20 protein-coding genes are annotated in these 26,284 nt (G+C 43.4%); 14 read left to right on the top strand and 6 right to left on the bottom strand.

The annotated features are described in order from the left end of the window. Positions 1-22: 22 nt before the first annotated feature. A complete protein-coding gene (locus INT03_RS13470) occupies positions 23-1,747 on the top strand; it encodes a 2-oxo acid dehydrogenase subunit E2 (RefSeq protein ID WP_193009339.1) in 1,725 nt (574 codons plus the stop codon). Positions 1,748-1,975: 228 nt separating this feature from the next. On the opposite strand, the gene INT03_RS13465 is transcribed toward INT03_RS13470, so the two are convergent. Then, positions 1,976-2,617: an OmpW/AlkL family protein gene (locus INT03_RS13465; protein WP_109590148.1), complete on the bottom strand. Its 642-nt coding sequence runs from the start codon at positions 2,615-2,617 to the stop codon at positions 1,976-1,978. A gap of 844 nt (positions 2,618-3,461) precedes the next feature. Here INT03_RS13465 and INT03_RS13460 point away from each other — a divergent pair. Further along, a complete protein-coding gene (locus INT03_RS13460) occupies positions 3,462-4,445 on the top strand; it encodes an ion transporter (protein ID WP_087814355.1) in 984 nt (327 codons plus the stop codon). A gap of 113 nt (positions 4,446-4,558) precedes the next feature. On the opposite strand, the gene INT03_RS13455 is transcribed toward INT03_RS13460, so the two are convergent. The 3 genes from INT03_RS13455 to INT03_RS13445 all read right to left on the bottom strand — a co-directional run bounded on the left by INT03_RS13455 (position 4,559) and on the right by INT03_RS13445 (position 9,452). Then, on the bottom strand, positions 4,559-5,206 hold the full coding sequence (locus INT03_RS13455; protein ID WP_045452128.1) for a TerD family protein: 648 nt from the start codon (positions 5,204-5,206) through the stop codon (positions 4,559-4,561). A gap of 88 nt (positions 5,207-5,294) precedes the next feature. Then, positions 5,295-6,431, bottom strand: a complete 1,137-nt coding sequence (locus INT03_RS13450; RefSeq protein WP_193009338.1) for a helix-turn-helix transcriptional regulator — start codon at positions 6,429-6,431, stop codon at positions 5,295-5,297. A gap of 165 nt (positions 6,432-6,596) precedes the next feature. Next, positions 6,597-9,452: an ATP-binding protein gene (locus INT03_RS13445; protein ID WP_193009337.1), complete on the bottom strand. Its 2,856-nt coding sequence runs from the start codon at positions 9,450-9,452 to the stop codon at positions 6,597-6,599. A 372-nt stretch (positions 9,453-9,824) separates the two neighbouring features. On the opposite strand from INT03_RS13445, the gene rsmG reads away from it, so the two are divergent. The 10 genes from rsmG (at position 9,825) to INT03_RS13395 (ending at position 19,761) form a co-directional block, all read left to right on the top strand. Continuing rightward, positions 9,825-10,541, top strand: coding sequence for a 16S rRNA (guanine(527)-N(7))-methyltransferase RsmG (rsmG, locus tag INT03_RS13440; protein WP_193009336.1), 717 nt, complete (start codon positions 9,825-9,827; stop codon positions 10,539-10,541). A 225-nt stretch (positions 10,542-10,766) separates the two neighbouring features. Next, complete coding sequence (locus INT03_RS13435) at positions 10,767-11,546, top strand: ParA family protein (RefSeq protein ID WP_060490851.1); 780 nt, start codon at positions 10,767-10,769, stop codon at positions 11,544-11,546. Positions 11,547-11,687: 141 nt separating this feature from the next. Further along, complete coding sequence (locus INT03_RS13430; RefSeq protein ID WP_193009335.1) at positions 11,688-12,833, top strand: ParB/RepB/Spo0J family partition protein; 1,146 nt, start codon at positions 11,688-11,690, stop codon at positions 12,831-12,833. An 85-nt stretch (positions 12,834-12,918) separates the two neighbouring features. Further along, on the top strand, positions 12,919-13,653 hold the full coding sequence (locus INT03_RS13425; RefSeq protein WP_193009334.1) for a MotA/TolQ/ExbB proton channel family protein: 735 nt from the start codon (positions 12,919-12,921) through the stop codon (positions 13,651-13,653). Between the two features lie 100 nt (positions 13,654-13,753). Then, positions 13,754-14,185: an ExbD/TolR family protein gene (locus tag INT03_RS13420; RefSeq protein ID WP_025651795.1), complete on the top strand. Its 432-nt coding sequence runs from the start codon at positions 13,754-13,756 to the stop codon at positions 14,183-14,185. Between the two features lie 94 nt (positions 14,186-14,279). Further along, complete coding sequence (gene msbA, locus INT03_RS13415; RefSeq protein WP_193009333.1) at positions 14,280-16,067, top strand: lipid A export permease/ATP-binding protein MsbA; 1,788 nt, start codon at positions 14,280-14,282, stop codon at positions 16,065-16,067. A gap of 86 nt (positions 16,068-16,153) precedes the next feature. After that, entirely contained in the window at positions 16,154-17,287 is a 1,134-nt protein-coding gene (gene lpxK, locus INT03_RS13410; protein WP_193009332.1) for a tetraacyldisaccharide 4'-kinase, read from the top strand. A gap of 37 nt (positions 17,288-17,324) precedes the next feature. Next, positions 17,325-18,137, top strand: a complete 813-nt coding sequence (gene kdsB / locus INT03_RS13405; protein WP_193009331.1) for a 3-deoxy-manno-octulosonate cytidylyltransferase — start codon at positions 17,325-17,327, stop codon at positions 18,135-18,137. Positions 18,138-18,221: 84 nt separating this feature from the next. Continuing rightward, entirely contained in the window at positions 18,222-19,358 is a 1,137-nt protein-coding gene (locus tag INT03_RS13400; protein ID WP_193009330.1) for a DNA polymerase III subunit delta', read from the top strand. 55 nt (positions 19,359-19,413) lie between these two features. Next, positions 19,414-19,761, top strand: coding sequence for a PilZ domain-containing protein (locus INT03_RS13395; protein ID WP_045446052.1), 348 nt, complete (start codon positions 19,414-19,416; stop codon positions 19,759-19,761). A gap of 286 nt (positions 19,762-20,047) precedes the next feature. Here the strand turns inward: INT03_RS13395 and ppk2 are convergent, their stop codons facing one another. Together ppk2 and INT03_RS13385 are read right to left on the bottom strand one after the other, a co-directional pair. Next, on the bottom strand, positions 20,048-21,061 hold the full coding sequence (ppk2, locus tag INT03_RS13390) for a polyphosphate kinase 2 (protein ID WP_264298290.1): 1,014 nt from the start codon (positions 21,059-21,061) through the stop codon (positions 20,048-20,050). 248 nt (positions 21,062-21,309) lie between these two features. After that, positions 21,310-22,869, bottom strand: a complete 1,560-nt coding sequence (locus INT03_RS13385; RefSeq protein WP_193009329.1) for an acetyl-CoA C-acetyltransferase — start codon at positions 22,867-22,869, stop codon at positions 21,310-21,312. 577 nt (positions 22,870-23,446) lie between these two features. Between INT03_RS13385 and INT03_RS13380 the strand changes: the two genes are divergently transcribed. After that, the gene (locus INT03_RS13380) at positions 23,447-24,847 is read left to right on the top strand and encodes a 3-oxoacyl-ACP reductase (RefSeq protein ID WP_193009328.1); all 1,401 of its coding nucleotides are present in this window, start codon (positions 23,447-23,449) and stop codon (positions 24,845-24,847) included. Between the two features lie 360 nt (positions 24,848-25,207). Beyond that, positions 25,208-26,125, top strand: coding sequence for a MaoC family dehydratase (locus INT03_RS13375; protein WP_193009327.1), 918 nt, complete (start codon positions 25,208-25,210; stop codon positions 26,123-26,125). Positions 26,126-26,284: the final 159 nt, after the last annotated feature.

Below are 26,284 nucleotides of genomic sequence, written 5' to 3'. Positions count from 1 at the left end.
TCATAAGACTAGGAGATAAATCATGGATATTAAAGCCCCCGATTTGGGTGTTGATAGCGCCGAAGTCAGCGAAATTATGGTAGAAGTGGGTGATGTCATCGCAAAAGATGACAACATCATTCTATTAGAATCTGACAAAGCCTCGGTTGAAGTGCCAAGCTCTGCTGCTGGCAAAGTCACCAAAATCAGCGTTGCTGTTGGTGATCAGGTCAGTGAAGGTATGGTGCTTATCGAGCTTGAAAGCGTAGAAGACAGTGCAGAAAGCAATGTAGACACTAAAGAAAATAGCGCTGCTGACGAGAAGCAAAAGGCAGATGAAACGGCTGCTAAGCCAGAAACAAAGGCTGAGCCTGCGGCAACTGAATCAGCCTCGTCTGACTCTAATGACAAGCCTGCGTCTAACGCTGGTAAATCGACCACTCATGCATTGCCAGATTTAGGTGTTGATGAAGCGCAAGTTTCTGAAATCATGGTCAGTGTTGGTGACATCGTGACTGCGGATCAATCAATCCTATTGATTGAATCTGACAAAGCATCGGTAGAAGTACCCGCACCAGTCGCTGGTAAGATTGAAAAAATCTTAGTTCAGACTGGTGACATGGTTGCTAATGGTCAAGACTTTATCGTTATCATGAGTAGTGGTACAGATGCTGCTGATGAAAGTGAGTCTACATCAGATAGCGCTGAGCCAAAGCCTTCAGCAGAAGAAAAAGCTGCTGCTAAAACAACGGGTGAGCCAAAACAGGCAGAAAAATCTACAACGCCTAATGCGGTCGCTAGTAAGCAAGCTGATAAGTTGACTGAAGCACAGGTCAATGAAAAGTTGGTTGACGTATATGCAGGTCCAGCCGTACGTAAGCTGGCGCGTCAGTTAGGTGTCGATATCACCCAAGTGAATGGTTCGGCGCTAAATGATCGCATTCTAAAAGAAGACTTGTTTGCGCATGTTAAAGAAAGCTTAAGCACTCAAAAATCGGCACCTGCCAGTGGCAATGTAGCCAGCGCTAGCCTGCCAAGCTTACCTGATATGAGCAACGTTGAGATTTGGGGTGAAACAGCAACCCAAGACCTTAGCCGTCTACAAAAAGTCTCGATACCGCAGCTCAACTATAATACCTTGTTGCCACAAGTGACCCAGTTTGATTTGTCTGATATCACTGAGACGGAAAAACTGCGCGGCGAGCTAAAAGGTAGCATGAAAGCAGAAGGTATCGGCTTCACGATTTTAGCGTTCGTGGTCAAAGCGACGGCCTATGCCTTAACACAGCATCCACGCTTTAACAGTCATTTAAGCGACGACAATACCCAAGTTATCTTACGTAAAAGCGTCAATATGGGCATCGCGGTGGCAACGGATGATGGACTCATCGTACCTGTTATCAAGAATGTGCAGGATAAAGGCTTGAAGCAAATCGCCATTGAAATTGGTGAGCTTGCGGTAAAAGCACGTGACAAAAAACTCACTACTAAAGATTTGCAAGGTGCAAGCTTTACCATATCAAGCCAAGGCAACTTGGGTGGCACTGCCTTTACGCCATTAGTAAATTGGCCTCAAGTGGGTATTTTAGGTGTGTCTGAGGCAAGCATGCAGCCACGTTGGGATGCTAAGAAGCAAAGCTTTGAGCCGCGTCTCATGTTGCCATTATCATTGTCTTACGATCACCGTGTGATTAATGGCGCAGATGCTGCCGTATTTACCCGCTATATCGCAACATTGCTGGCTGATCCGCGCCGTATTTTGCTGTAAGAATCGTTTGTACTAAAAGGATCTGAAAAAAGAAGACTGTCTTAGGATGGTCTTTTTTTATGCTTAAAATTTGTTGCTAATGGTCGCCAGATTTTTAGCGGTTAATGACTTTAGCACAATCGTTTTTATCTATAATCTTTTTATCTATAATCATTGCCGCTTAAACTTTAGATACAAAAAAGCCGGCGATTAAGCCAGCTTTTTTTATTCACATTACTTTATGTTATATTAGAAAGTCTTAACAAAAGCAACGCCATATACCCAAGGGCTGATGTCAACTTCACCAAGTTCAATGGTCTCACCATTAGCTTTTACGCTGGCGTCTGTTTTGATGTCCATATAGCGAGCATCAATACGGAAGTATTCAGTTGGGGCAAAAGGTATGTCAAGACCGATGTGACCAGCAACGCCGACGCTATCATCAAGTTCTAATTTTTCGAAAGCATCGCTATAGATTTTTTCTTTAAAGAAAGTCGTATAGTTCACACCAACACCAACAAATGGCTTCACATTCATAGGCATGTTGTAGCCATCGAAGTGATACTGTACCGATAGAGTTGGTGGCAAATGCTGAGTTTTAGCATCGATAGTAGCATCGCCAGCAGTTAAGGTAATGTCATGATGGAATGGTGTAGCCGCTAGTAATTCAATACCAATGTTATTGGCAACGAAATATTCGCCGCTAATGGTTGGTTGGACATCACTGTCTACGTCGACACCAATAGTGCCATCTGCCAGAGTACCGTTATCGCTCTTTGGGTCAACCATGTGAGCACCAGCAGCGACAGACCAAGTACCAGCTGGTACAGCAAATGCTGTGGTCATAGTAAGTGCAGCAGCAGTGGCTAAAACTAGGGATTGTAGTTTCATCATTTGATTCCTTAACGTGATAGAAGATTATCGGTGGCTATCTAACGAGGGATGACATTAGGTACCGATACACAATGTTATGATTATTGACTAACCTGTAACATTACAACGCCATTATAATACAAAACCATATTTACTGTAAGGTTTTAAACGCATATTAATGGCTTTTATGGCATAAATTTACCGTAAAAGGTATATTTGTTGAGGTAATTAAACATTACTTAGGACAGTTAGCATTTGTGAAGCAGGACTTAGATTCCTTCATGCTGATGTTATACAGAGGTGCGGCATTAGAATTTGGTCTATAGTCAATGATGCTAAACTCTCGTTGATATTTTTATAGAATATTAAAATGTCAAAAGCTTAGAGTCGGTAATGATAGTCTCATTACTTTTCGAATGAATAATGAGAGTGGGAAAAGAGGGGTAATATATTATGCTTGGCTATTGTAGTAATTCTCCTCTACGCTGCACAAACGCACGTTCTGTAACGATATTGGATCGGATGGACTCTTGCTGTCCTGAATGCAACTTATTTTTGCTGCCTGCTCAAGATATCAGTGAGCAATTACGTGCTGATGAACGATTCTTACGCTTCGCTATCATCGCCATTGTGCTGGTACTAATTTTGTTTGCCTACATGTATTATTTAAATTTAGTATAATCATCGATCATGATTCATACTAAATAAGACAGTCCTATCACTAGTAATACTCTAAGAGCACTATATCGCTAAGTAGTGATGAGTATGAAATACTGATGGTGACCGAGCATTAATGTCATATTCTGTGATGATTGCTTTATTATACTAATATAAGACCGGTGTTTCACCGCATAGGGACGGCATGCTATTCCAATCTATACGGCGCTTGCGTCTTTTCGTTTACGATATTTTGCAAAATGATGAGCACGATACGCTGTTTAGCCGTTGCGTTGACTACTTTTTAATATTTTTAATCATGACCAATGTAGCAGCGGTCATTGCTGAGTCGGTTGACAGTTGGTATTACCCTTATCAGGAGTATTTTACTTGGTTTGAAAATTTCTCTATCGTAGTGTTTTCTATTGAGTATTTGCTGCGTTTGTGGAGTGTGGCCGAGGAAAAACCAGATGACACCACTTGGCGTCAGCGTTGGGAGTGGTTGAAAAGTCCTTCTGCGTTGATTGATTTAGTCGCCATTGCGCCAGCTTTCTTGAATTTCTTTGTTACGATTGATTTACGCTTCTTACGTATTTTACGTTTATTCCGGATTCTCAAACTGACACGCTATTTTGCTTCGTTACGCATCTTATTGGTGGTCATTAGCAAAGAAAAAGGCTCGTTCCAAGCGGTTATTTTTATTTTAATAATTATGATTGTGACGGCATCTAGCGGCATTTACTTGGTTGAAAACCACGCCCAGCCAGAAGAATTTGAGTCGATACCTAAAGCGATGTGGTGGGCGGTGGTGACGCTAACGACGGTGGGCTATGGCGATGTCACGCCGATTACCAATGCGGGTAAAATATTGGGTGCGGTTATTACTATATTAGGTGTGGGTCTGGCGGCATTACCTGCAGGTATTTTAGCGACTGGTTTGGCAAATGAGCTTGCTCAGCGCCGTGAAGAGCTTGAACAAGACTTTCGAGCGCAGCTGATTGATAGCGATTTTGATTTGGTGAAAAATCAGATGATGATCGATAAAATTCGCCGTGAGCTGGGACTGGATAAAGAGCAGGCGCAAAATATCGTATTGCAGGTATTACGCGAACAAGAGCTTGAGCGCCGCGAAAGAGAAGTGGAAGAACGACAAAAGAACTTTTGCCCACATTGCGGTGAGCCACTGTAAGTCTTTTATAGTAATTATTTTAGGTTTCAAAAAATGGGTGTTTAACAAAAGGGTGCAACGTTATCAGAACGTTGCACCCTTTTTATTAGCAATAAACGGATATTTTATGGTATTTAGATAGCTTGTGGAATGGGTAGCGCACGTGCCAATTCATGGGCGACTTGCTGCGCCGCCGTTGCTAAATCTTCGGCAGGAAGGGGTAAGTTTTGCAGTGTGAGATGCCAATCATCCACTTCTCGGCGTAAATGTGCCACCCACAGCGTCGTGCAATCACGTGGCAGTTGCTTTAGATTGACTTCAAAACAACGATTGCCCTCATCATCGCTTAGATGAATCTCGCCTTTTTTGACTCTTGAAAACGGATGACCGTGGTAAGAGTTGGCTATCATAGCAATGTGGGTGATATGTGCTGGAATTTTATCTAAGTAAAGCCTGATTTGCTCTTGGTCAAGAGGTGCCAAATACATCGCTTGTTCGCCGCGATCTTTGCCATTGAGACTGTCGCCTTGATGTTTCACTGATTCCGCTTTATCGCGCAATTGTTTGAACCAAACGATATCACTGATGGTGCAATTGTCGTCATATAGTACGCAAGCCAAATCAATATCAATAGCACTCTGGTTTTTTTTAAAGCGCTTAAACATGCCTTTTGGCTCAATCTTGGTAAATTCATAGTTTAGCGCAAAAAATAAGGTTCCCGCGTCTAAGCCCAGTCCTCTTAAACTGTCTGACAGTAATGGCAATGAGGCAGTGGTCGGCATAACATTCCTTATCTATTTTCGTTCTTTATTTTTAAATAGTGGTAATCGTCTGAATACGGTTAAATTTGAGCGTCATTACCCGCAGTTATTATTTATGATCAAAAAACTTATCCAATACGGCTTGATGTAACAATTCTGGTTTGGCATTCAATAAACCATTGCCAAAACCACGTAACCACCAAACCAGTTGTGAAGTTAGGTTGACAGTGGCTTGAATGGTCAGCGTGTCATCATCCAACGTAACAGTTTGATCGTCACTGAGCTTGCTTTCAGTCAGGCTTTTGCCCGCTTGTTTGGTGAATTGTAGCTCAATAGCAGTGTTTTTGCCATGATTAGGCAGATCACCGAATAAGGGGTGGCTAAAGCCCATACCACCCGCATCCAAATAAGTATCGAGTTGGAAACTCTCAGGTGTTTGTGCGGCGCTTTCGAGAATGTCAACGCTAGCAAATCGATGTAGGGCAAAGGTACGAATGGTAAAGTTTGGATCATCAGTACGAGTTGCCAGCAGATAAATAATCACACCGCGCTGGATAATAGCGATGGGATTCAAAAGATATTCACTGGCCTGTGATTTATCGCTGCGGGTATAGCAGGCTTTGATTTGTAATTGATAAAACAGCGCATGGTAAATATTGTCTTTGCTATCCAAGTCAATATGCGGCGCGATTAGTGGCTGAGTGGCAGGCTCAATACGCACTCTGTCGATCCATGAATGGGTGACTTTACTGTTTTTTAGCTGCCGCCTTGCCAAGTCAAACCATGGAAATAATTCATCTAAAATAACAGGTGGTAGTAGCTGAGTTAGATTGGCTTCAACCATATTAAAGGCGACTGCTTGCGATAGATTCATGTGCGGTAAGCTTTGGAGTGGTGCATCATCACGCCAGCGCCAGCCTTGTGGGTTGGCGTTATTTTTTTCTATCGGAAAGCGTTTTGCCAGCGCATTTAAGTCGCGTTGAACAGTGCGCAAGCTGATGTCAAAGCCTGCCATCATCAGCTGCTCGTAGATATGGGTTGTGCCCACCCAGCGGTTGCGCTGTAGTTGCGATAGCACTTGCCACTGGCGCGCCGTCGTCGCCGCGCCATGGCGATTATCGTTATTATCTCCTGAGACGTGGCTATCTCCTGAGACATGACTGTCCGCTGCCGCTACAGTATTAGCTTGCTCAACAGAGTTCGTTTGAGCATGAGAGTGGTCGGCGTCAGTAGAATGTACAGTCATTAAGCGATAACCTTTATGAAATTACGAGTTGGCTTTTGTATAGCTTAGCGGAGTATTAACCATTCATCATCGCAGAAAAGCATCATAGCGTCTAGGGCATGTCTTCAATTAGCACACTGATTTATTGATTGGTTTTGACACGGCTAAATTTCACTATAAATCAGCTTATATGGCGTCAATGGGTGTTTTAGTGTCATTGTTATCGATACCTTGATTGATGCTTTTGTCGATGCCTTGATCCTCATTGATAATGACTTCTTTGTGCTCCGCCTTGTCTTTACATTTTTCTTTTTTTCTCTTGTCCCGTTTTTTTTGACGTTTTGCTTTTTGCTTTTTTTTATCTTTCTTTTTGGACTTTTTATCATCAATACCATCGTCATTGTTATCTTGATTTTCATCCCATAACATCAGACGACTTAAAACTTTGCCAAACAACGTGTCTTTACGATAGCGACCTTTCTTGTTCATGGTATCGATAGGCAAACCAGTCATCAGCGTCAATGCTTCGCTCAGTGTATAGACACCATAAATATGAAATTCGTTCGCTTTGACGGCAGCAATGATGTCGTCACGCAGCATGAGCTGTTTGACATTGGCCATTGGAATGACCACGCCTTGCTGCCCAGTCAATTCTTGCTCGCGGCATGCATCAAAGAATCCGGCGATTTTAGAGTTGATACCGCCAACCGCTTGCACTTCGCCCAATTGGTTCATAGAGCCAGTAATGGCAAATGATTGATCAATCGGGACGTTTGCTAAGGCAGATAGCAGCGCACAGCCTTCGCTGACGGTAGCACTATCGCCATCGATATGGGCGTAGCTTTGTTCAAAAGCGAGCGAGGCGCTAAAGTTGAGCGCATGATGTTGGCTGAATAATGCGCGCAAATAGCTGGTCATAATCAGCATGCCTTTGGCGTGTAAACTACCGCCCAAATCCACGTCACGCTCGATATCGAGAATTTCACCCGTACCAATATTTGGTTGAATGACGGCAGTCAGGCGGGCGGGCATACCAAACTCGCTATCGGCATAACTGACCACTGTTAGCGCATTGACTTGTCCGACCGCGCTGCCTTGAGTTTGAATAAGCTGCTGACCGTTTTTTAGCTCATCCCAATAGAGGTCACGCAGGTATCCTGAACGCTCGTCCATATCATCGATGGCTTGTGTGACATGATAGGCATTGACAATGTTTTTTCCGCTTAAATGCGCGTGGCGGTTAGACTCATGCAATAGCTTGATTAATAAATCACTGTGCAAGCTTAAGCGGTCTTGGTCTTCTGCTTGTAAGCTTAAATGCTCAAGTAGGGCAGCTTGCGCGCTACGATCAAACGGATAGAGATTGGCATAGTCAATGATATCAGCCATTTTTGCGACTAACGCCAATTCGTGCTCACTGCTGCGAGGCACATCATCGTGAAAATCCGCACGTACTTTAAAGACCGCATCAAACTCAGGCTCAAGCTCTAACAGCTCATAATATAAGTCTGCTTCACCAAGCAAAATCACTTTAACATCAAGGTCAATGGGGGCAGGTGCTAACGATAAGCTGCCTGTTAAGGTCAGCATTTGTTCAAGGCTTGAGAGTTTGATTTTGCGTGATTGTAACGCCCGCTTGAGACCCTGCCAAGCATACGGATGCTCAAGTAAGTGACTCGCTTCTAATAGTAAATACCCACCATTGGCACGGTGTAGAGCACCTGCTCGAATCATACTGACATCAGTGGTGACCGTGCCCAATTGAGTGATTTGCTCGACATGACCCAACAAGTTCAAGTGCGTCGGTAAGTCCTCAAAGATGACAGGTGCACCGTCGTCCGGCGTGTGACTGACAATGACGTTGACCGCATAGCGACTTGGGGTTGTGGCCAAAACTGCTGTCACAAATTCTTCGTCATCGCCATTGACGATGCGCTCGACATGCGTAACCATGTCGGCAAATACGGTCTTGAGATAATCAATGACAAGCGGGTGACTGGCAAATTGCTCATAAACAGGGGCAAATAAAGGTTGTAGTGCACGACGTGCAATATTGCGATGCAGGGCTTCTATCGCATCATTGGCTTCGTCTTCTAACTGCTCTAACGCGATGGTCAACTGACTTAAGCGTTTTTGCATATGGTTTTTTTGGACAAAGTTATTTAGCTCAGCTTCGTATTCACTATTGCCGTATTCAGTATTGTTTTCATTCTGCTCTGCATTCGTAGGATCGTTATACTCGGTGTTAGAAATGCTCGCTTTGCTACTATTATCGCTCACGGATTTATTTTTATGGCTAGCAGATAATTTATCCTCACCACCACTAGTTTCTGTCGCGAGTTGACTGGGATGTACAAACACCGCTTTATTATCAAAGGAGCGAAACGTCAACGCCAAATCATATTGTTTGCCTTCCGCATTGAGCACATCATAAGCCTGACTTTCTTTTTGATGTGTGTCATTTTTGATGGCTTCGATTTTGCTTTGATATTGGTCACTACGAAAGCGTTGGCTCAATCGTTTTTTGGCTTGTTGCCATAATTGATTGACTTGCTGCTGCAATAAGGAGGCTTGCCCCGCAGGTAGTCGCAGCGCTAAAGGGGTACGTGGATCGGTGAAATTATGCACATATACCCAGTCGTCAGGTGTGGGGGCATCGGCGGCAATGCGCGTTAGCAAGCGGCTGATGACGGTGCGTTTGCCCAAGCCATTTTCACCAGCAGCAAACACATGATAGCCACTGGCTTTGATATCCAAAGCTGTTTGTAAGGCTTTTAGGGCACGCTGCTGACCAAAGCCAACATCTAGATCTGGTGCCGTACGGGTATCCGAGGGCAATTCATCAGGGTCGCTATAGCGTTTTAGTTGCTCAGCGGTGACAAGGCAGCGCTGCTTGATATCAATAAAGCACGGATGCGGTGCATTCGGTGTTGCTGATTTGGTACTTTTTAATTCAATGATGGGTGTTGCCATATTATTAGCGTCTTTTTTATTAGCGTCTCTTGATAATTGAGAGGTAGGAATGTGTGGCTGTTTGGTCATAGGTATAAATTATATCGTTTGTAGAAAGTGGCGTGGTTATTAAGTGCTATTAAGTGTTATTAAGTTTACTAATGAGTGCTAATACTTGGTTTTTTCTAGTTAATTTGCATCGTTCATAAAAACATCTTACAAGATAAAACGATATTTTAAATAAATCATTAAAAGCAGTTTTGTATCATTAGCAGGCTCTGTTAAAAACGCCTATATAAGCCATCATTCATCATCCATTTAAGGCGATTAAAGAACAATAACGCCTCAATATAGGCTCAGATAGTATAAGATGTCTCACATTGGCGCAATCTGCAACTATTCAATGGGCAGACTGCATGATAAAATAGACGGTTCACATGTCAAAACTGGATAACTCGTTGTATGTCAGACTTTACTAAAACATCTTCATCCTCTGCCAACACGGGCAATATCCGTATTGATCCGACTGGCTTTGTAAAGCTTGGCGCACAGTTGCCAGCGCTGGCGAATACCTTGGCTCAAGCGGTCAATGAGCTCAATTTATCCTTGAGTGAGACGCAGCAGCGCACATTATTATTGTACTTAGACCAGCTTTTGTTGTGGAATAAAGCGTATAATCTGACCGCCATCACTGATCCAGAAGAGGCTTTAATCAAACATATAATTGATTGTTTGGCTATTATAACGCATTTACCGTCAGGGTCACTGTTAGATATTGGCACAGGAGCAGGGATGCCAGCGGTTATTATTGCGATTTGTCAGCCAGAACGTCAATGCACCGCACTTGATAGTAATCAGAAAAAAATTCGTTTCATTAAGCAAATCAGCAGCGAGCTTGGCTTGAATAATATGCAGCCAATTGCTTCTCGTATCGAGGCGCATGAAGCCAGCTATGACGTTGTGACTTCTAGAGCCTTTGCCAGTTTGATCGATTTTGTCGAAGTGGCTCAGCCGCGCTTATCAGATAATGGTTACCTATGTGCGATGAAAGGTAAAGCGCCAAGCGATGAAGAGCTACAAGCACTAGACAATGACTGGCATATTAAGACGATTAAGCTTAAAGTGCCTCGTTTACATGATAGTCGTCATTTAATTGAATTGTCCTATAAAAATGTCTAAGCTATGAACACCTTTTAAGTGATACATGTCGGTGACACATGGTTTTGTTGATATTTGAATGGCAAGATATTCAAAATATGGCGATACAGATTGCGCTAATTATATAGAGATACTCGTATTGTTCACACTTATGAGTATTTTGTTTTGCAAGGTTCAGCGAAAAATTGATTGTGTAAGCCAAAAGTAAAATAACAGTAATAGACCCTAATTAAATTGAGTGAGTGTATGGAAATCATAGCAATTGCGAATCAAAAAGGCGGCGTGGGCAAAACCACGACGGCAGTAAATTTGACCGCCAGCTTGGCTGCGAAGCGCAAGCATGTACTGCTGATTGACTTAGACCCACAGGGTAATGCGACCAGTGGTACGGGTGTCGATAAGAATGAATTAGCACTGACAATAGCGGACGTATTATTGGACGGGGTGTCGCTGTCTGATGCTATTGTTACTAGTCCGGCGGGGTTTGATGTGATCGGCGCCAATCGTGATTTGGCTGGCATGGATATCACCCTAATGAACAAGACCGATAGTCATGAGCTGTTTAAAACAGCAATGGTGGCTTTGGTTAATGATCAGATAGCTGCTAAAAAACCTGCTTACGATTATGTGGTTATAGACTGTGCACCCAGCTTGAATTTGCTGACGATTAACGCGTTAGTTGCTACAGATAGCGTTATTATTCCCATGCAGTGTGAATACTATGCATTAGAAGGCTTGGCTGATTTGTCGCAGACGATAGAGCGCTTGACGGAATTGAATCCAAAGCTATATATCCGCGGCGTGGTGAGAACATTGTTTGATGCACGCAATACACTGGCTCGGGATGTGTCTGCCGAGCTGGAAGCGCACTTTGGCGATATTATGTATAAAACCCATATTCCAAGAAATATTCGCTTGGCAGAAGCGCCAGCGCATGGTTTGCCAGTTATCGCTTATGAGAGATGGTCAAAAGGTGCACGCGCTTATCAAAAATTGGCGGCTGAAGTCATGAAACAAAGTGACTAATATTTTTTTAGCACCAATGATAGTGCTGTCAGCACAAGCGACCAAACAGATATTGAACATTGAATATCGTATTTATAAGTAATGAGTAAGCTGTATTAATAATTATTTGGCTTTTATTTTAGCGTTAGAGGATAGGTAATCATGGCGAAGAAAAGAGGGTTGGCTGCCAATCGAGGCTTAGATGCCTTATTGGGGTCAATCAAAAAAGAAAAGCAAATCACCGCCTCTGCCTTGCAAGACGACATGGCGGCGCGTGAGAGTACTTTGCCAGCTGAAACGCTAAACGCTGATAGATTAAATATTAGCACGCCTGCTCAATCTGATGATAATGAGACCAGTGAAAAACCAACGACCAAACCTATTGCCTCTGACACCACTGCCAGCAGTCGAACCACACGGTCGCCGCGCACGATAAATAAAGGTACGGTTAATAAGAGTCGTGTTAATGGAACAGATGCCATTGCCTCTGAAGACCAGATCAGCTTGGTGCAAATAGATGTCACGCGTTTGCAAGCGGGTAAGTATCAGCCACGCCGTGATATGAGTGAAACGGCGCTTGCAGAGCTGGCGTCTTCGATTGAGCAGCATGGCGTCATGCAACCGATCGTTATCCGTCCGTTATTGGCCAATGAAGACAAGAGTGAAGCATTCGTTACTCATGAGATCATTGCTGGTGAGCGTCGCTGGCGTGCGGCAAAAATGGCAGGCAAATCTGTCATTCCAGCGATTGAACGTGCTTTATCTGATGAGCTTGCCATCGCACTGGCCTTGATTGAAAATATCCAGCGTGAAGATTTGTCTGTGATTGAACAGGCCGCCGCATTACAACGTTTTCATACTGAATTTGGTATGAGTCATGCGATGATTGCCGAAGTCGTTGGCAAGGCGCGCACCACCGTATCGAACCTGCTGCGTCTCAATCAACTGCATGATACCGTCAAAGATCATTTGGCAAATAGTGCCCTAGATATGGGTCATGCGCGCACGCTTTTGGCATTATCTTCTGAGCAGCAGCCGATTATCGCGCAAAAAATTATCGACGGCGGTATGACGGTACGCGACGCTGAAAAGTTGGTTAAATCGATCTTGCAGCCTGCGCCTAAAGCCAATCGTGCTGAGCAAACGCAATCTCGTGAGGTTGAGCGCTTGACGCAAAGACTGACAGATATGTTAGGGGCTGAAGTCAAACTCAAACACAAAAAAGATGGTCAAGGTAGTGTTGAGATATTTTTCCATAACCAAGATCAGTTAGCAGCTTTAATTAAGCACATAGAAGCACAGGCTTGATATCGCTAACAAGTTTGTCATGATACTGTAAATTTAAGATATTTTGATAGCCGCTATTTTTATAAAAATATAAAAGAGAGTCAATATGTGGGAGTTGGTAAAAGCGGGTGGTTGGTTGATGACACCTATCGTGGTGTGCTCAATATTGGCATTGGTTATCATCATCGAGCGTAGTCACACCTTACAGTTTAATAAAGTTGCTCCGAGTAGATTGCGCGAACAGCTAATCACGCGCTTACGTGAGAATGGGGATATTGGTCGTACACAGTTGATGAATGTCAAAGAAAAAACACCTTTGGGAGATATTTTAGCGACAGGGCTGCTGTATCGTCAATATGGCTTAGACTCGATGACGATGCATATGCAAAACCGCGCTAGCGTACAAGTGCATCAGTTAGAAAAAAACATCAATATGCTTGGGACCATAGGGGCGATTGCGCCACTACTGGGGTTGTTAGGCACGGTGTTAGGTATTATTTCGTCGTTTTTGGCGATTACCGATGGGGCGATGCAAGACCCAACGATGCTTGCTGCTGGTGTGTCACAAGCGTTGATTACGACTGCTGCTGGTATGATCGTGGCTATTCCAGCACTGGTTGCCTATCGTTATTTTCAGCGCCGTATTATCGATATTAATGCCCAGTTTGAGACGCAAGCGGGACTCATGATTCAAGAGTTGTATGATTATCATTTGCTGGAAAATACGTCTACTGCTGGCTTGAATGTGCCTGCACATCGTGCGCCATCGGCTGACGTTGTAGATAATGAGTATGCAGTGGATGGGTTAAGCTCAAATAATGGTGTTGCCGTCACTTCTTAGCATTTATTTTTTAGTATTTATTTCTTAGTATTTGTGACTGTTCAGCACGCCCTAATAATCCATCAAGCACATGAGTATTCAGTAAATTAAAGAGAGTGATATGCGCTTTAGAAAACCAACTGTTGAGCCGCTCGAAATTAACTTGACCCCGATGATTGACTGTTTATTGTTTTTGATTGTGTTTTTGCTGTTAGCAACGTCGTTTAATCATTTTAGTCGTTTAAATATTATTCTTCCTGAAGCTGAAGGTGTTGCGCTGACAGAAGAGAAAAACAGTATCGAAGTGGCAGTACAAGAAGATGGCAGTTATCTTGTGAACGGTATTACGCTGGCTAGTAGCAATGAGGCAGAGTTGACCAGTATGCTACAACAAGAAGCTGGTAGTAATCGTGACATGCTATTTGTTATTGCTGCGGATGCCAATGCCACCCATCAATCGGTTGTGCGAGTGATGGACATTGCGGGTAAACTGGGATTTTTGAATCTTAATATCAGTACGGTCGTGCCACTTGGTCAGCCGTTACCGCAGTAGCCTATAGCTACTTTAGTGCCATTGATAGATGCTCTTATAAAACTGTGTTTTTAACGCAGTCCATTCATATGATGACCCCCAAATTGAGGCTTTTATGAGCCAAGCATATCAACCTGACTCTGCAAAAACTGCTGCTAAAAAACTATCAGCAGAGCCGTCAAACATACCTAAGCATAAGACCTTACTGCGTTTGCTGAGTTATTTAAAACCATACTGGTGGGCATTAATGCTTACTGTGTTGGGCTTTGCAATTAATGCGGCGACAGAGATTTGGATTGCCAAATTACTTCAATATATCACCGATGCCATTAATCAGAACGATCAAAGCAAACAGGATTTATTTCCATTATTGATCATTGGTCTGTTTTTTGTCCGCGGTGTTGGTAGCTTTTTGGGTAATTACTATTCTGCTCTGGTCTCACGTAATTTGGTATATGAGCTGCGAGTGGAAGTCTTTAATAAATTGCTTCGTCTGCCAAGCTCTTTTTACTTAGCCAATCCTGCTGGTACCATTTCATCCAAGCTGATATTTGATGTTGAGCAAGTCACCGCAGCTAGTACAGACTCTATGAAGACGCTACTGCGGGATGGTCTGACAGTCGTCGCCTTGATAGGTTTCTTGCTTTATAGCAATTGGCGTTTGACGTTGATTTTATTCGTTGTGCTACCGCCAATATTGTGGCTTATTCGCATCGCCTCAAAGCGTTATCTAAAGTTGTCTAAGGGTATACAAGAGACGATGGGTGATGTCAGCCATATTACCAATGAAGTGATTGGTGGCTATCAGGTTGTCAAAAACTATGGCGGTCAAGCATACGAAGCCGCACGCTTCGATAAAACATCAAAAAAGAACTTACGCCAAGGCATGAAGGTCGTGGTGACCAACAGTATCAATACGCCAGCAGTACAGCTGCTAATGGCTGTCGCCATGTCAGTTGTGGTGTGGCTCGCACTACGCCCATCGGTGATCGACAATATCTCAGCGGGTGAGTTTATCTCATATATCGCCGCTGCAGGTTTGCTCAGCAAGCCGGTACGCTCATTGACTGATATCAATCAAAAACTGCAAAAAGGTATCGCGGCAGGTGAGTCTATTTTTGCCTTGTTGGATGAGCCAGAAGAAAAAGATACTGGTGTGCTTAGCCCTGCTTTGACGGGCAAAATCAAGCTGGACAATGTCAGTCTGGTTTATCCTGACTCAACGGTCGCTTTGCGTGACTTTACGTTAGAGGTAAGAGCAGGTGAGACGGTTGCATTGGTAGGGCGAAGTGGTGCTGGTAAGTCATCTTTAGTAAACTTACTGACGCGCACCTTATCGACCTCTTCTGGGCAAATTACCTTGGATGGTATACCGATTGAAGACATTAAGCTTGAGAGCTTACGGGCGCAGATTGCGATGGTCAATCAACAAGTAGTCCTATTCAATACCACGGTATTTAACAATATTGCTTATGGTGGCTTAGCCAATAAAACCCAAGCTGAGGTTGAGCGTGCCGCAAAAGATGCCTTTGCTCATGATTTTATTATGAAAATGCCAAACGGCTATCAAAGTGAAATTGGTGCTGAAGGTTTGCAGTTGTCTGGCGGGCAGCGTCAGCGCTTATCGATTGCTCGTGCGCTATTAAAAGACGCGCCGATTTTAATTTTAGATGAAGCAACCAGTGCGTTAGACAATGAATCAGAGTATTACATTCAGCAAGCGCTTGATAATGTGATGAAAGATCGTACCACGTTAGTCATTGCACATCGACTGACCACCATTGAATCAGCCGATCGTATTGCCGTATTAGACAGCGGTCAAATCGTCGAGTTAGGCACGCACGATGAGCTTATGCAATTGCAAGGTCATTATGCGCAAATGTATGAACGCGACTTTGAATAAAATTATTGGACTATTCTTTGAGCAGCTTTGACGTTCAAATCGTGCTAAGTTAAAGTTTAGCTGAATAGGTAAGTGGTCAAACTATCATGAGTATTGAAACGACAGTGACGCGTGCCTGGCAACGTCAAGCCGCTTGGCTATGGCTATTGCTACCTATTAGTTGGTTGTACGGACTTATCACCACGCTGCGTCGTCAAGCTTATAAAGCTGGGCTGTTAGCAAGTTATCGTGCGCCTGTTCCCGTTATGGTGATCGGCAATATTAGCGTGGGCGGTAGTGGCAAAACACCATTGATTATTGCCTTGGTTGATTATTTGCAAGAACGCGGAATAAAGGTAGGGGTTATCAGCCGTGGTTACGGTGGCGATACCAGTCAAATGCCCGCTTTAGTCGATGCCGCCAGTTTGCCCAACGTGGTAGGGGATGAGCCTTGTTTGATTGTCAATATGACAAATGCACCCATGGCAGTATGTCCTGATCGTAAGCAGGCGATTATAACCTTGTTAGCTGCCCATCCTGACTTGCAATTTATTATTGCCGACGATGGCTTGCAGCATTATGCACTGCAACGTGACATTGAATGGATTGTGGTCGATTCAGCACGGGGCTTTGGTAATCAGCAACTCCTGCCAACAGGGTTTTTGCGTGAACCCATGTCGCGGTTGCAGGGTGCAACTGTCATCTACCATGAACCACTAACAACAGATTCAGTGGACAAGAATAAAAATAATAGCAATCTGTACCGAGCCCATCGTTTGACAATGCATCTAGAAGCGGATGCTCTGCAACTCTTATGGCAACCTACTTTATCCTATTCTCAAATTGATGCGCCTAAAAAGGGTTGTAGAGTGCATGCGGTGAGCGGTATTGGTTATCCGCAGCGGTTTTTTGATACTTTAAGTTCGCTAGGCTTCGATGTCGTTGGACATCCTTATCCTGATCATCATGATTTTGAGTTGGCGGAATTATTGCAGTATACCGAATATCCAATCGTAGTCACTAGTAAAGATGCGGTAAAAATAAGAGCGTTGCTATCGAAAGCCACTACTGATAAAGCGCTGAATAATGAATATCAAACGCTGATAAACAGACTATGGGTACTGCCAGTAACCGCCGAACTCTCTGACAGCTGTTATGATAATCTGCAGCAGCAGCTAAAAAAGCTAGGTATTGATATCGCAAACAATGACAATAACAGTACCAAAGCAAATAATAGATGATGCTTTAAACCGTATAAAAATTGCTATAGGAAACCCCATGTCGTCAGTGATTATGCCCGCCAAAACTCATATTGTTATCCCTGCTCGTTTTAAGAGCACGCGGCTGCCCGGCAAGCCATTACTAGAGATACATGGTAAGCCGATGATTCTTTGGGTTGCTGAAAAGGCGCAAACAGCGCACTTCGCTGATGATATGTGTATTGCCACGGATGATGACGATATTGCCAAGATATGCATGGATGCAGGGTTCGATGTGGTGATGACCAGTAGCGAGCATGCTTCAGGCACTGACCGTTTGGCAGAAGTTGCCGCCATCAAAGGGTGGGCTGACCATGATATCGTGGTCAACATGCAAGGCGATGAACCGTTAGTGCCACCGTTGTTATTGGAGCAGGTAAAGGCGCTTTTGGTCGCAGACAGTGATAGCGTGATGGCGACTTTGTGTGAGTCTATCGACGACTATGAGACCTTTATGCGTCCATCAGTGGTCAAGGTTGTCAGTCAACACGCTAATGACTTGCAACGTGCGCTTTATTTTAGCCGAGCGCCCATTCCTTGTGATCGTGATGTCGTATTGTCCAATGATAATCATAGAAACCCACCAAAAAATGCTTATCGTCATTTAGGGTTATATGCTTATCGCGTCCGTTTATTACAGCAGTTTGTGCATTGGCCGCAAACGCCACTTGAGAGACTTGAGAGCCTAGAGCAGTTACGCGTTTTAGAAAATGGAGCGCAGATTGCTATTGCAGTTGCCGCTTGTCATCTACCTGCAGGGGTCGATACCCAAGAAGATTTAGACCGCTTAAATGCCATGAGTTTGACTGAATTTCAGAGCCCCATTGGATGAATAGCCTAAGCAAAAATATTTCACCTAAAGCGTCATGAACACGCTATATCCTGAATAATCAAGCGAAGTGATAGGACGTTAGCTATGAGTGATAAGACGCAAAATACAGGCACAATGGATACTACAGACCACATTTATTTCGCCGCGTTATTGCCATGGCAGCAAAATCTGTGGTCGCAATTGACCAAGCGAGTTTTGACATCACAGCAATCTTTGCCACATGCACTATTAGCTGCTGGTATGCAAGGTATGGGCAAACGGGCTTTTGTATGGCGTTTGGTTGCTTGGTTGTTATGCCGTGAGCGTGATAGCCATCCCACAGGGGCTTGCGGCGCGTGTGAAAGTTGCCAATGGCTAAGGTCTGGCACGCATCCAAGCTTACAGGTATTGCCACTGATCAGTATGCCAATCAGTGCAGACAATGCTGATAATAAAGAGAAATTAAGTAACGCTGCAAAGGATAAAAAATCACCCAAAACAGCCAATAACAGTGCTCTTAAGATTAAAGTAGATGATATCCGTAACTTGCAGCCTTTTATCTACCAAGGTGGTCAAGGGATGCGTATCTGTGTGTTAGAGCATGCAGAGAAAATGACGATTGCCGCAGCCAACGCGCTACTCAAAACCTTGGAAGAACCACAAGCTCAAGTCCATTTATTTTTGATCAGCGATACTCCAGCACAATTACTGCCCACCATTAAAAGTCGGGTGCAGCAGTTGCCATTACAGACCATTCAGCCTGTAATCGCCGTTGACTATGTGACACAGGCACTTGGCTCTACGGTCAATCGTGAAGCGGTCGGAACGGCTGCGATTGAGCAGCTTATCCAATTGGCAAATGGCGCACCTTTGGCAGCGATAGCCATGGCACAAGCGCCATGGTATAGCAAACGTGCATTATGGTTGACGACGTGGCAGGCATTGCGTAGTGGTAAACGTAGTAGTGTGGCAGCCAGTGACTATTGGCAAAACCAACTGAGTATCACGGAATTTATTCAGCTGTCTGAGCTGATGCTACTTGATATGCGCCGTGTTTGCTTAGGGCTTAATGAGCTTCAAAAAGACGTCAATCTATCCGCTGCCTTAGAAAAGTATCCACCTGATAATAATGGTCTAGCACTTTTTTCTACTAGCTTACAGCAGACAAAAATCGCTCTGCAACAAAATGTGCAAGAAAAATTTGCCTATGATAAGCTAATGCAAGAATTGGCTTGTTTATAAGAAAATCTGCCTTGATAGCAAATAAAAATACCAAACTTAATGAAGGAAGCTGACTATGGCTATGCCAGGACGCGGCGGGATATTAACCTGTCACATTGAAAATATCGAAATGTTATATGCCAGCTACTTGTCCTTTGTCAGTAATGGCGCATTATTTGTGCCATCCAATGACGCTCAGCAGCTAGGTAACGAGGTATTTATCGCCATCACTTTACCCAATTCTAGCGAGCGTTTGCCTATGAATGGCAAAGTGGTTTGGATTAACGCCAAAACTCAAGGTGGTCGACCGGCAGGTTTTGCGGTACAGATTGGAACTGATATTGCAGGTCAAAGAATTAAAAACGAAGTTGAGCGATTATTGGCGGGTAAAATAGATGGTTTGCAGTCCACCTATACCATGTAATTGTACTTGTAATGGTTTTGATAAGTATTAAACGATAAATAAACAGTATAAAAAAAGCCACCTTATATATCGATAAGGCGGCTTTTTTTATGAGCATAAGACTAGGGCGTGTCTTCATTTTAAAAATGGTGATAAAAATTGCCGTCAAACAATGAAGGTAATGCAAATAATATCGAGATATCAATAAGTTATTTGACGATTCTTGGCAAAATGTAGCCATTTTTAGCCCATTTAGAGGACAATCGATTAAATTGAGGACACGGCCTACGTAAAGCCAGCATATCTTTTAATAGCGCGGTGGCACATACATATCATCTGGAATAGGCTCACGGTAGTATTCGTCATCACGTTTACGATCGGGTAATTCTACCTCATCACGTGGCACTTCCTTATAAGGAATTTGTTCGAGTAGATGAGCAATACAGTTTAGCCTTGCGCGTTTTTTATTGTTACCTTCAACCACCCACCAAGGTGCTTCAGGGATATGCGTTCGCTCAAACATGGTCTCTTTAGCCTTAGTATAGTCTTCCCAACGGCGGCGTGACTGTAAGTCCATGGCTGAGAGCTTCCATTGCTTGAGCGGGTCATGAATACGGCTCATAAAGCGTGAATGCTGCTCATCATCAGTGATCGAAAACCAGTACTTCACCAGGCGAATACCTGAGCGTACTAGCATACGTTCAAACTCAGGTACTGACTGAAAAAATTCTTCATACTGTGCATCGGTACAAAAACCCATCACACGCTCAACCCCCACACGGTTATACCAACTGCGGTCAAACAGAACAATTTCACCAGCAGCAGGTAAATGGGCAACATAACGCTGAAAATACCATTGTGATTGCTCACGTTCCGTCGGTGCAGGTAGGGCAGCCACTCGACACACACGAGGGTTTAAGCGCTGCGTGATACGCTTGATAGCGCCACCTTTACCCGCCGAATCACGACCCTCAAATATGACGACGATACGCTCACCGCGATCAACGACCCAGTCTTGCAACTTAATAAGCTCGCGCTGTAGCCTTACCAACTCTTGAAAGTACATACGACGATCAAGTCTTTCTTGCTCACTCATTTCGCGCCCATCAAAACGAAAGTCACGCACATAATCATCTATCTCGTTTTCTAACTCTTCATCATAAGTATCGATGAGGTCTTCGTGCATCTTACGAGGCAACTGATCATTAAAAACCTCCTTATCCATACGCTCGATAAAACTGTGTTGCTCAGGTGAGCTAAGTTCCTGACGCTCTTGTGGCGTAAGGGATTTGGGATTGATGGACGAAGGTATCTTACCCATAAAAAACTCCTAATCAGTGTTGTTATGATTTTTATTGGTTATCCTCTTACTTTAGCATAACTACCGATAGAGCTATGCGTTGGCTACGTTTCATTATTGTGTTGTTAGCAAGACCGTGACTAATATCCAGTTTTGAATAGTGAATGGGTATAAAAAAGCACTCTCTAATCCATCGATTAAAGAGTGCTTTAAAATATTCATGCTAACTATTGACTGGTAATAGCAATCAAATAATAGCAGTCAAAGAGTTATTTCTCTAAAATACAAGTCACGCCCTGACCACCAGCTGCACAGATAGAGATTAGTGCACGACCTGAGCCTTTTTGATCCAATAGCTTCGCTGCAGTGGCTAGGATACGACCGCCCGTTGCGGCAAATGGATGACCCGCAGCTAACGACGAGCCATTCACGTTTAGCTTGCTACGATCGATAGAGCCTAGTGGTGCATCTAGTCCTAGACGCTCTTCACAGAACTTTTCATCTTCCCAAGCAGCTAGTGTTGATAACACTTGTGATGCAAAGGCTTCATGGATTTCATAAAAATCGAAATCTTGTAGTGTTAGACCTGCACGCTCAAGCATACGCGGTACGGCATAAGCAGGTGCCATTAATAGGCCTTCTGTGGTGCCAGATTTACCAATGAAATCAACGGCGGCCGTTTCTTGATGAACGATATACGCCAATGGCTTAAGACCACGCTCTTTTGCCCACTCATCGGTTCCTAATAGGACACAAGAGGCACCATCCGTTAATGGGGTAGAGTTGGCTGCTGTCATCGTTGGATTGGCGTTCTTTTTACCAAACACAGGCTTTAATTTAGCCAGTTTTTCCAAAGTAGTATCAGGGCGCAAGTTGTTATCGCGCGTCAGACCTTTGTATGGAGTAATAAGGTCATCAAAGAACCCTTCATCATAAGCGCGCGCTAGGTTTTGATGACTGTTAAAAGCAAGCTCATCTTGTGCTTCGCGGCTGATATTCCACTCAAGTGTGGTGATGGCTTGATGATCGCCCATTGATAGGCCAGTACGTGGCTCACCATTTTGTGGCGAATCGATTAAGTCTTTTGGATTTAGACCCATTAACGCTTTTAGGCGTTGTTTGTTGTCTTTAGCCGCGCCCAGTTTGATCAGTACTTTACGTAGACCATCACCAATCGCGATCGGTGCATCAGAGGTCGTGTCTACGCCGCCAGTAATTGCTGAATCGATAAGACCCAGTGCGATTTTATTGGCAGAAGCAAAAGTCGCTTGCAAGCCAGTACCGCAAGCTTGTGAGATATCGTAAGTTGGCGTATGTGGGTTGAGCGCTGTGTTAAGCGTGGCTTCGCGAGTTAGGTTGATGTCACGGCTTAGTTTCATGACGGCACCAGATACCACTTCACCCAACACTTCGTCTTGTAGGTTATAGCGTTCAATCAAGCCATCTAATGCAGCTGTCAACATGTCGGTGTTGCTAACGTCAGCGTATGAACCGTTCGAGCGTGCAAATGGAATACGGTTACCACCTACGATAGCCACGCGATTTTGACCAGCAACGGCTTTGGTTTTGCTGGGTTTTTTGGCAGCAGATGCTGGCTTTTTCGTAGTAGAAGCTGGTGATTTATCATTCACTTCTGTGGTGCTGGAAGACTCTTTATTACTAGAAGACTCTTTATTAGACGTGTCTGTAGCTGTCGTGCTTTTAGCTTTTTTAACAGCCGTTTCTGTTTTGGCGCTGTCTGATTTATTATCAGTAGATTTTGACGCACTGGCTTTTACCACTGTGCTTTCAACAACAGGGCTATCAGAGTGATTGTTTTTATTACTCATAATATTATCCTTAAAAAATACGGGCAGAAGAAAAGAGGGTAACAATAGTAAAGCTAATAATAAAAATGATTACATTAAAAAATTCAACAATAGAAAATAAACAAGAAGCAAATATTATCACTTATTACGCCGCATAACTGTTTATGATAAGACGTTTTTACGACCTTACTGTATATCTTTGGCAAACTATGTGACGCTTATCTAAGGTCGGTATTAGCTTTGAAAGACATCAATATGACTTTCGTAGACTGGCTAGTATCGATTATTGGCATTGCATAACGATAGATTTGATAATATATTGTTATCGATAATTGCATTTGCTATAACTTATAGGTCTGATTTTAGCACAATGTGGTGATTTTTAAATCCAGAAAAAGTGACCGTCTTGTATACTGACTTGTTTACAGATTGTTGTAGACATTATCGGTTTTTGGACTTGTTTAAGATGGCAGTGTATAGTTAGGCCAGCTTTAGACTCATTTACTAAATATCAATAATTATGAGGTTATTGAGTCTATATAATAGGCACATTACATTTATTACTATTATTCTAACCGTTCGTTATAGGGATTATATTATGTCAGACCGTTATGGTGATTTTGTTCAGTCTTCTATTGGCAAAAAAGTGGCCAAAAATTTGGGTTTACCGTTACCTGTTACCCTTGATCGCTTCGAAAGCGGTGAGCCTTTAGTACGTGGTAGCGTATTGGTTGGTCGTGCTAATGGCGATGATAAAAGCGTCAGTGAGTCTGTGGCGCGAATTTTGTCAGACGTACATGCTGATGTTTATGTAAACAGCAGTGATGATATCAAAGATGCCCTTGCTGATGCAGGCGTTGAAGCAAAAGCCAATACGGGCGGCGATGATAAATTTAAAGTTTTATTGTTTGATGCCAGTAATATTAGCAATGCCGATCAATTAAAAGAAGTGTATGAGTTCTTCCATACTGTGGCTCGTCGTGTAGAAAAGTCTGGTCGCGTCATTATTATTGGTCGCCCACCAGAAAATATCTCTGACATTGATACAGCTTTGGCTCAGCGCGCGCTTGAAGGCTTTGTGAAGTCTGTCGGTAAAGAGTTCAAACGCGGTATTACGGCACAGCTTATTTATGTGGAAGATGGCGCAGAGCAAAACCTAGATTCGACTTTACGCTTTTTCACCTCCGCTCGTTCAGCTTATGTCTCAGGACAAGTCGTACGCGTTAGTAAGGGTAGCAATGTTGATGTCGATTGGACGCAGCCTCTTGGCGGTAAAACCATGCTGGTAACTGGCGCAAGCCGCGGTATTGGTGAAGCAATTGCTCGCGTTTTGGCTCGCGAAGGCGCTCACGTTATCTGCCTTGATGTACCGCAGCAGCAAGCAGACCTACAAAAAGTCGCTAGCGAAATTAGTGGCTCAGTATTGACCGTCGACATCACCAGTGATGACGCTGGCAAACAAATCGCCGAAGCTGCACAAAAGCGTGGCGGATTAGATTCAATCATCCATAATGCTGGCGTCACTCGTGATAAGACATTGGCAAACATGGACGAGAAAAAGTGGGACATGGTTATCGATATTAACCTAGGTAGTATTGCTAGGCTGAACCGCTATTTACTAGACAACGACGTATTAAAAGACAATGCACGTATCGTTTGTGTGTCATCAATTTCAGGTATCGCTGGCAACTTGGGTCAAACCAACTATGCCACCTCTAAAGCAGGGGTGATTGGTTTGGTTAATGCCACTGCCAAGCAGTTAGAAGGTAACGCCAAAGGCATGACGATCAACGCTGTTGCTCCAGGGTTTATTGAAACGCAAATGACCGAAGCTATTCCATTTGCTATTCGTGAAGCGGGGCGCCGTATGAACTCTATGAGCCAAGGCGGCTTGCCAGTAGACGTGGCTGAGACCATCGCATGGTTTGCATCACCTGCTTCTGGTGGCTTAAATGGCAACATTGTTCGCGTTTGTGGTCAAAGCTTATTGGGTGCTTAATATCACTTTATAAGTAAGTGTCAATTATAAGTAAGTATAAATGATGATTTAGATAATGGTAAATAGCTGATATTAATCAGTATTTTTAATTTTCCTCACATATGCTTACGAAAAAATTGCTCATAAATCGTAATAAAGCTGCCCAAGGGTGGCTTTTTTATGATAAAAACACAGAGAACCAGTAGCCAAATTGTTTTTTGCTGTGAGAGTTGCTTACATTGTCTAAAACCACGCCTATGAATTGTGCCTAATTTAGGCATAATACTGGTGGCATTGCTCAATGATAGGCTGTAACCAATAATGTCATAGCATCTTTAGATACACCAAGAAAATTTGCTCAAGCCCCACTTAGGATTTATTATGTCAGACAAACATTATGATGCGTTGCCGAAAGCGCATACGACCTATGCCAATATCGTTAAAAGTTTATTGCCTATTGGTAATAACGGCAAAATCAGTAAAGACCAATTGCCGCAAGCGACTTACTATGTGGACGATTTGCACATTGACCAAAGTAACTTAAACGATTATCGTAAAATTTGTGGTTTTGCAGATAATGGCAAAGTACCTATTACTTACTTTTCAGTGCTGTCTCAGACGCTGCAAATGAATATGATGGTCAAAGAGCCATTTCCATTTGCTATGTTGGGTCTAGTGCACGTCGATAATAGTGTGACTCAGTATCGTCCTATCGGTGAGCGTGAAACGGTTGCTATGTCAGTTACCTTTGATAATTTGCGTGACCATGCTCAGGGTCAGCAGTTTGATTTTGTGACGACGGTCAAGTCAGAAGATAAGGTGATTTGGGAAGGTACTTCGACGTATCTGTCACGCAGCAAAAAACCCATCAGCAGCAAAGACAAAAAAAGCACTCCACGTCCAATAACGGTCAAGCCATTAGTCAACCCAGAAGGCGTGCATAGTATCTTTGAAGTGCCAGAAGATATCGGTCGTCGTTATGCTTTTGTTTCAGGTGACTTTAACCTCATTCATCTCCATCCATTATCTGCGCGTGCGTTTGGCTTTCCTAAAGCGATTGCTCACGGCATGTGGTCAAAGGCCAAATGCCTTGCTATGATGGACGAGTTGCCGGATGCTTGTACGGTTGAGGTGTCATTTAAACTGCCTATCTTTTTGCCAGCCGAAGTAGAGCTTATCGCTGATCCGGTGGCTGCACTTAAAGACACAGACGATACCTGTGAGTTTGGCTTATTTAGTTCTAAAAATGACAAGCCACATTTGGCAGGTACGGTTAAATTACAGAGTGGCAATGAATAAAAGCCAGTAGAACAAATGTCATTTAACTAAAAAATATCTCAATATGGTCGATTCTTGATAGAAAAGTGATAGCGTTAACCTCGCTTGAAGTATTGCTTATACATCGACACGCGGTTGCTTTGTACTTATTTTAACTGGAATTGACCATAGTAAATATAA

This window comes from Psychrobacter sp. PG1 (genome assembly GCF_014897815.1).
Classification (GTDB): domain Bacteria; phylum Pseudomonadota; class Gammaproteobacteria; order Pseudomonadales; family Moraxellaceae; genus Psychrobacter.
This window is presented reverse-complemented; position numbering and strand designations above follow the sequence as displayed.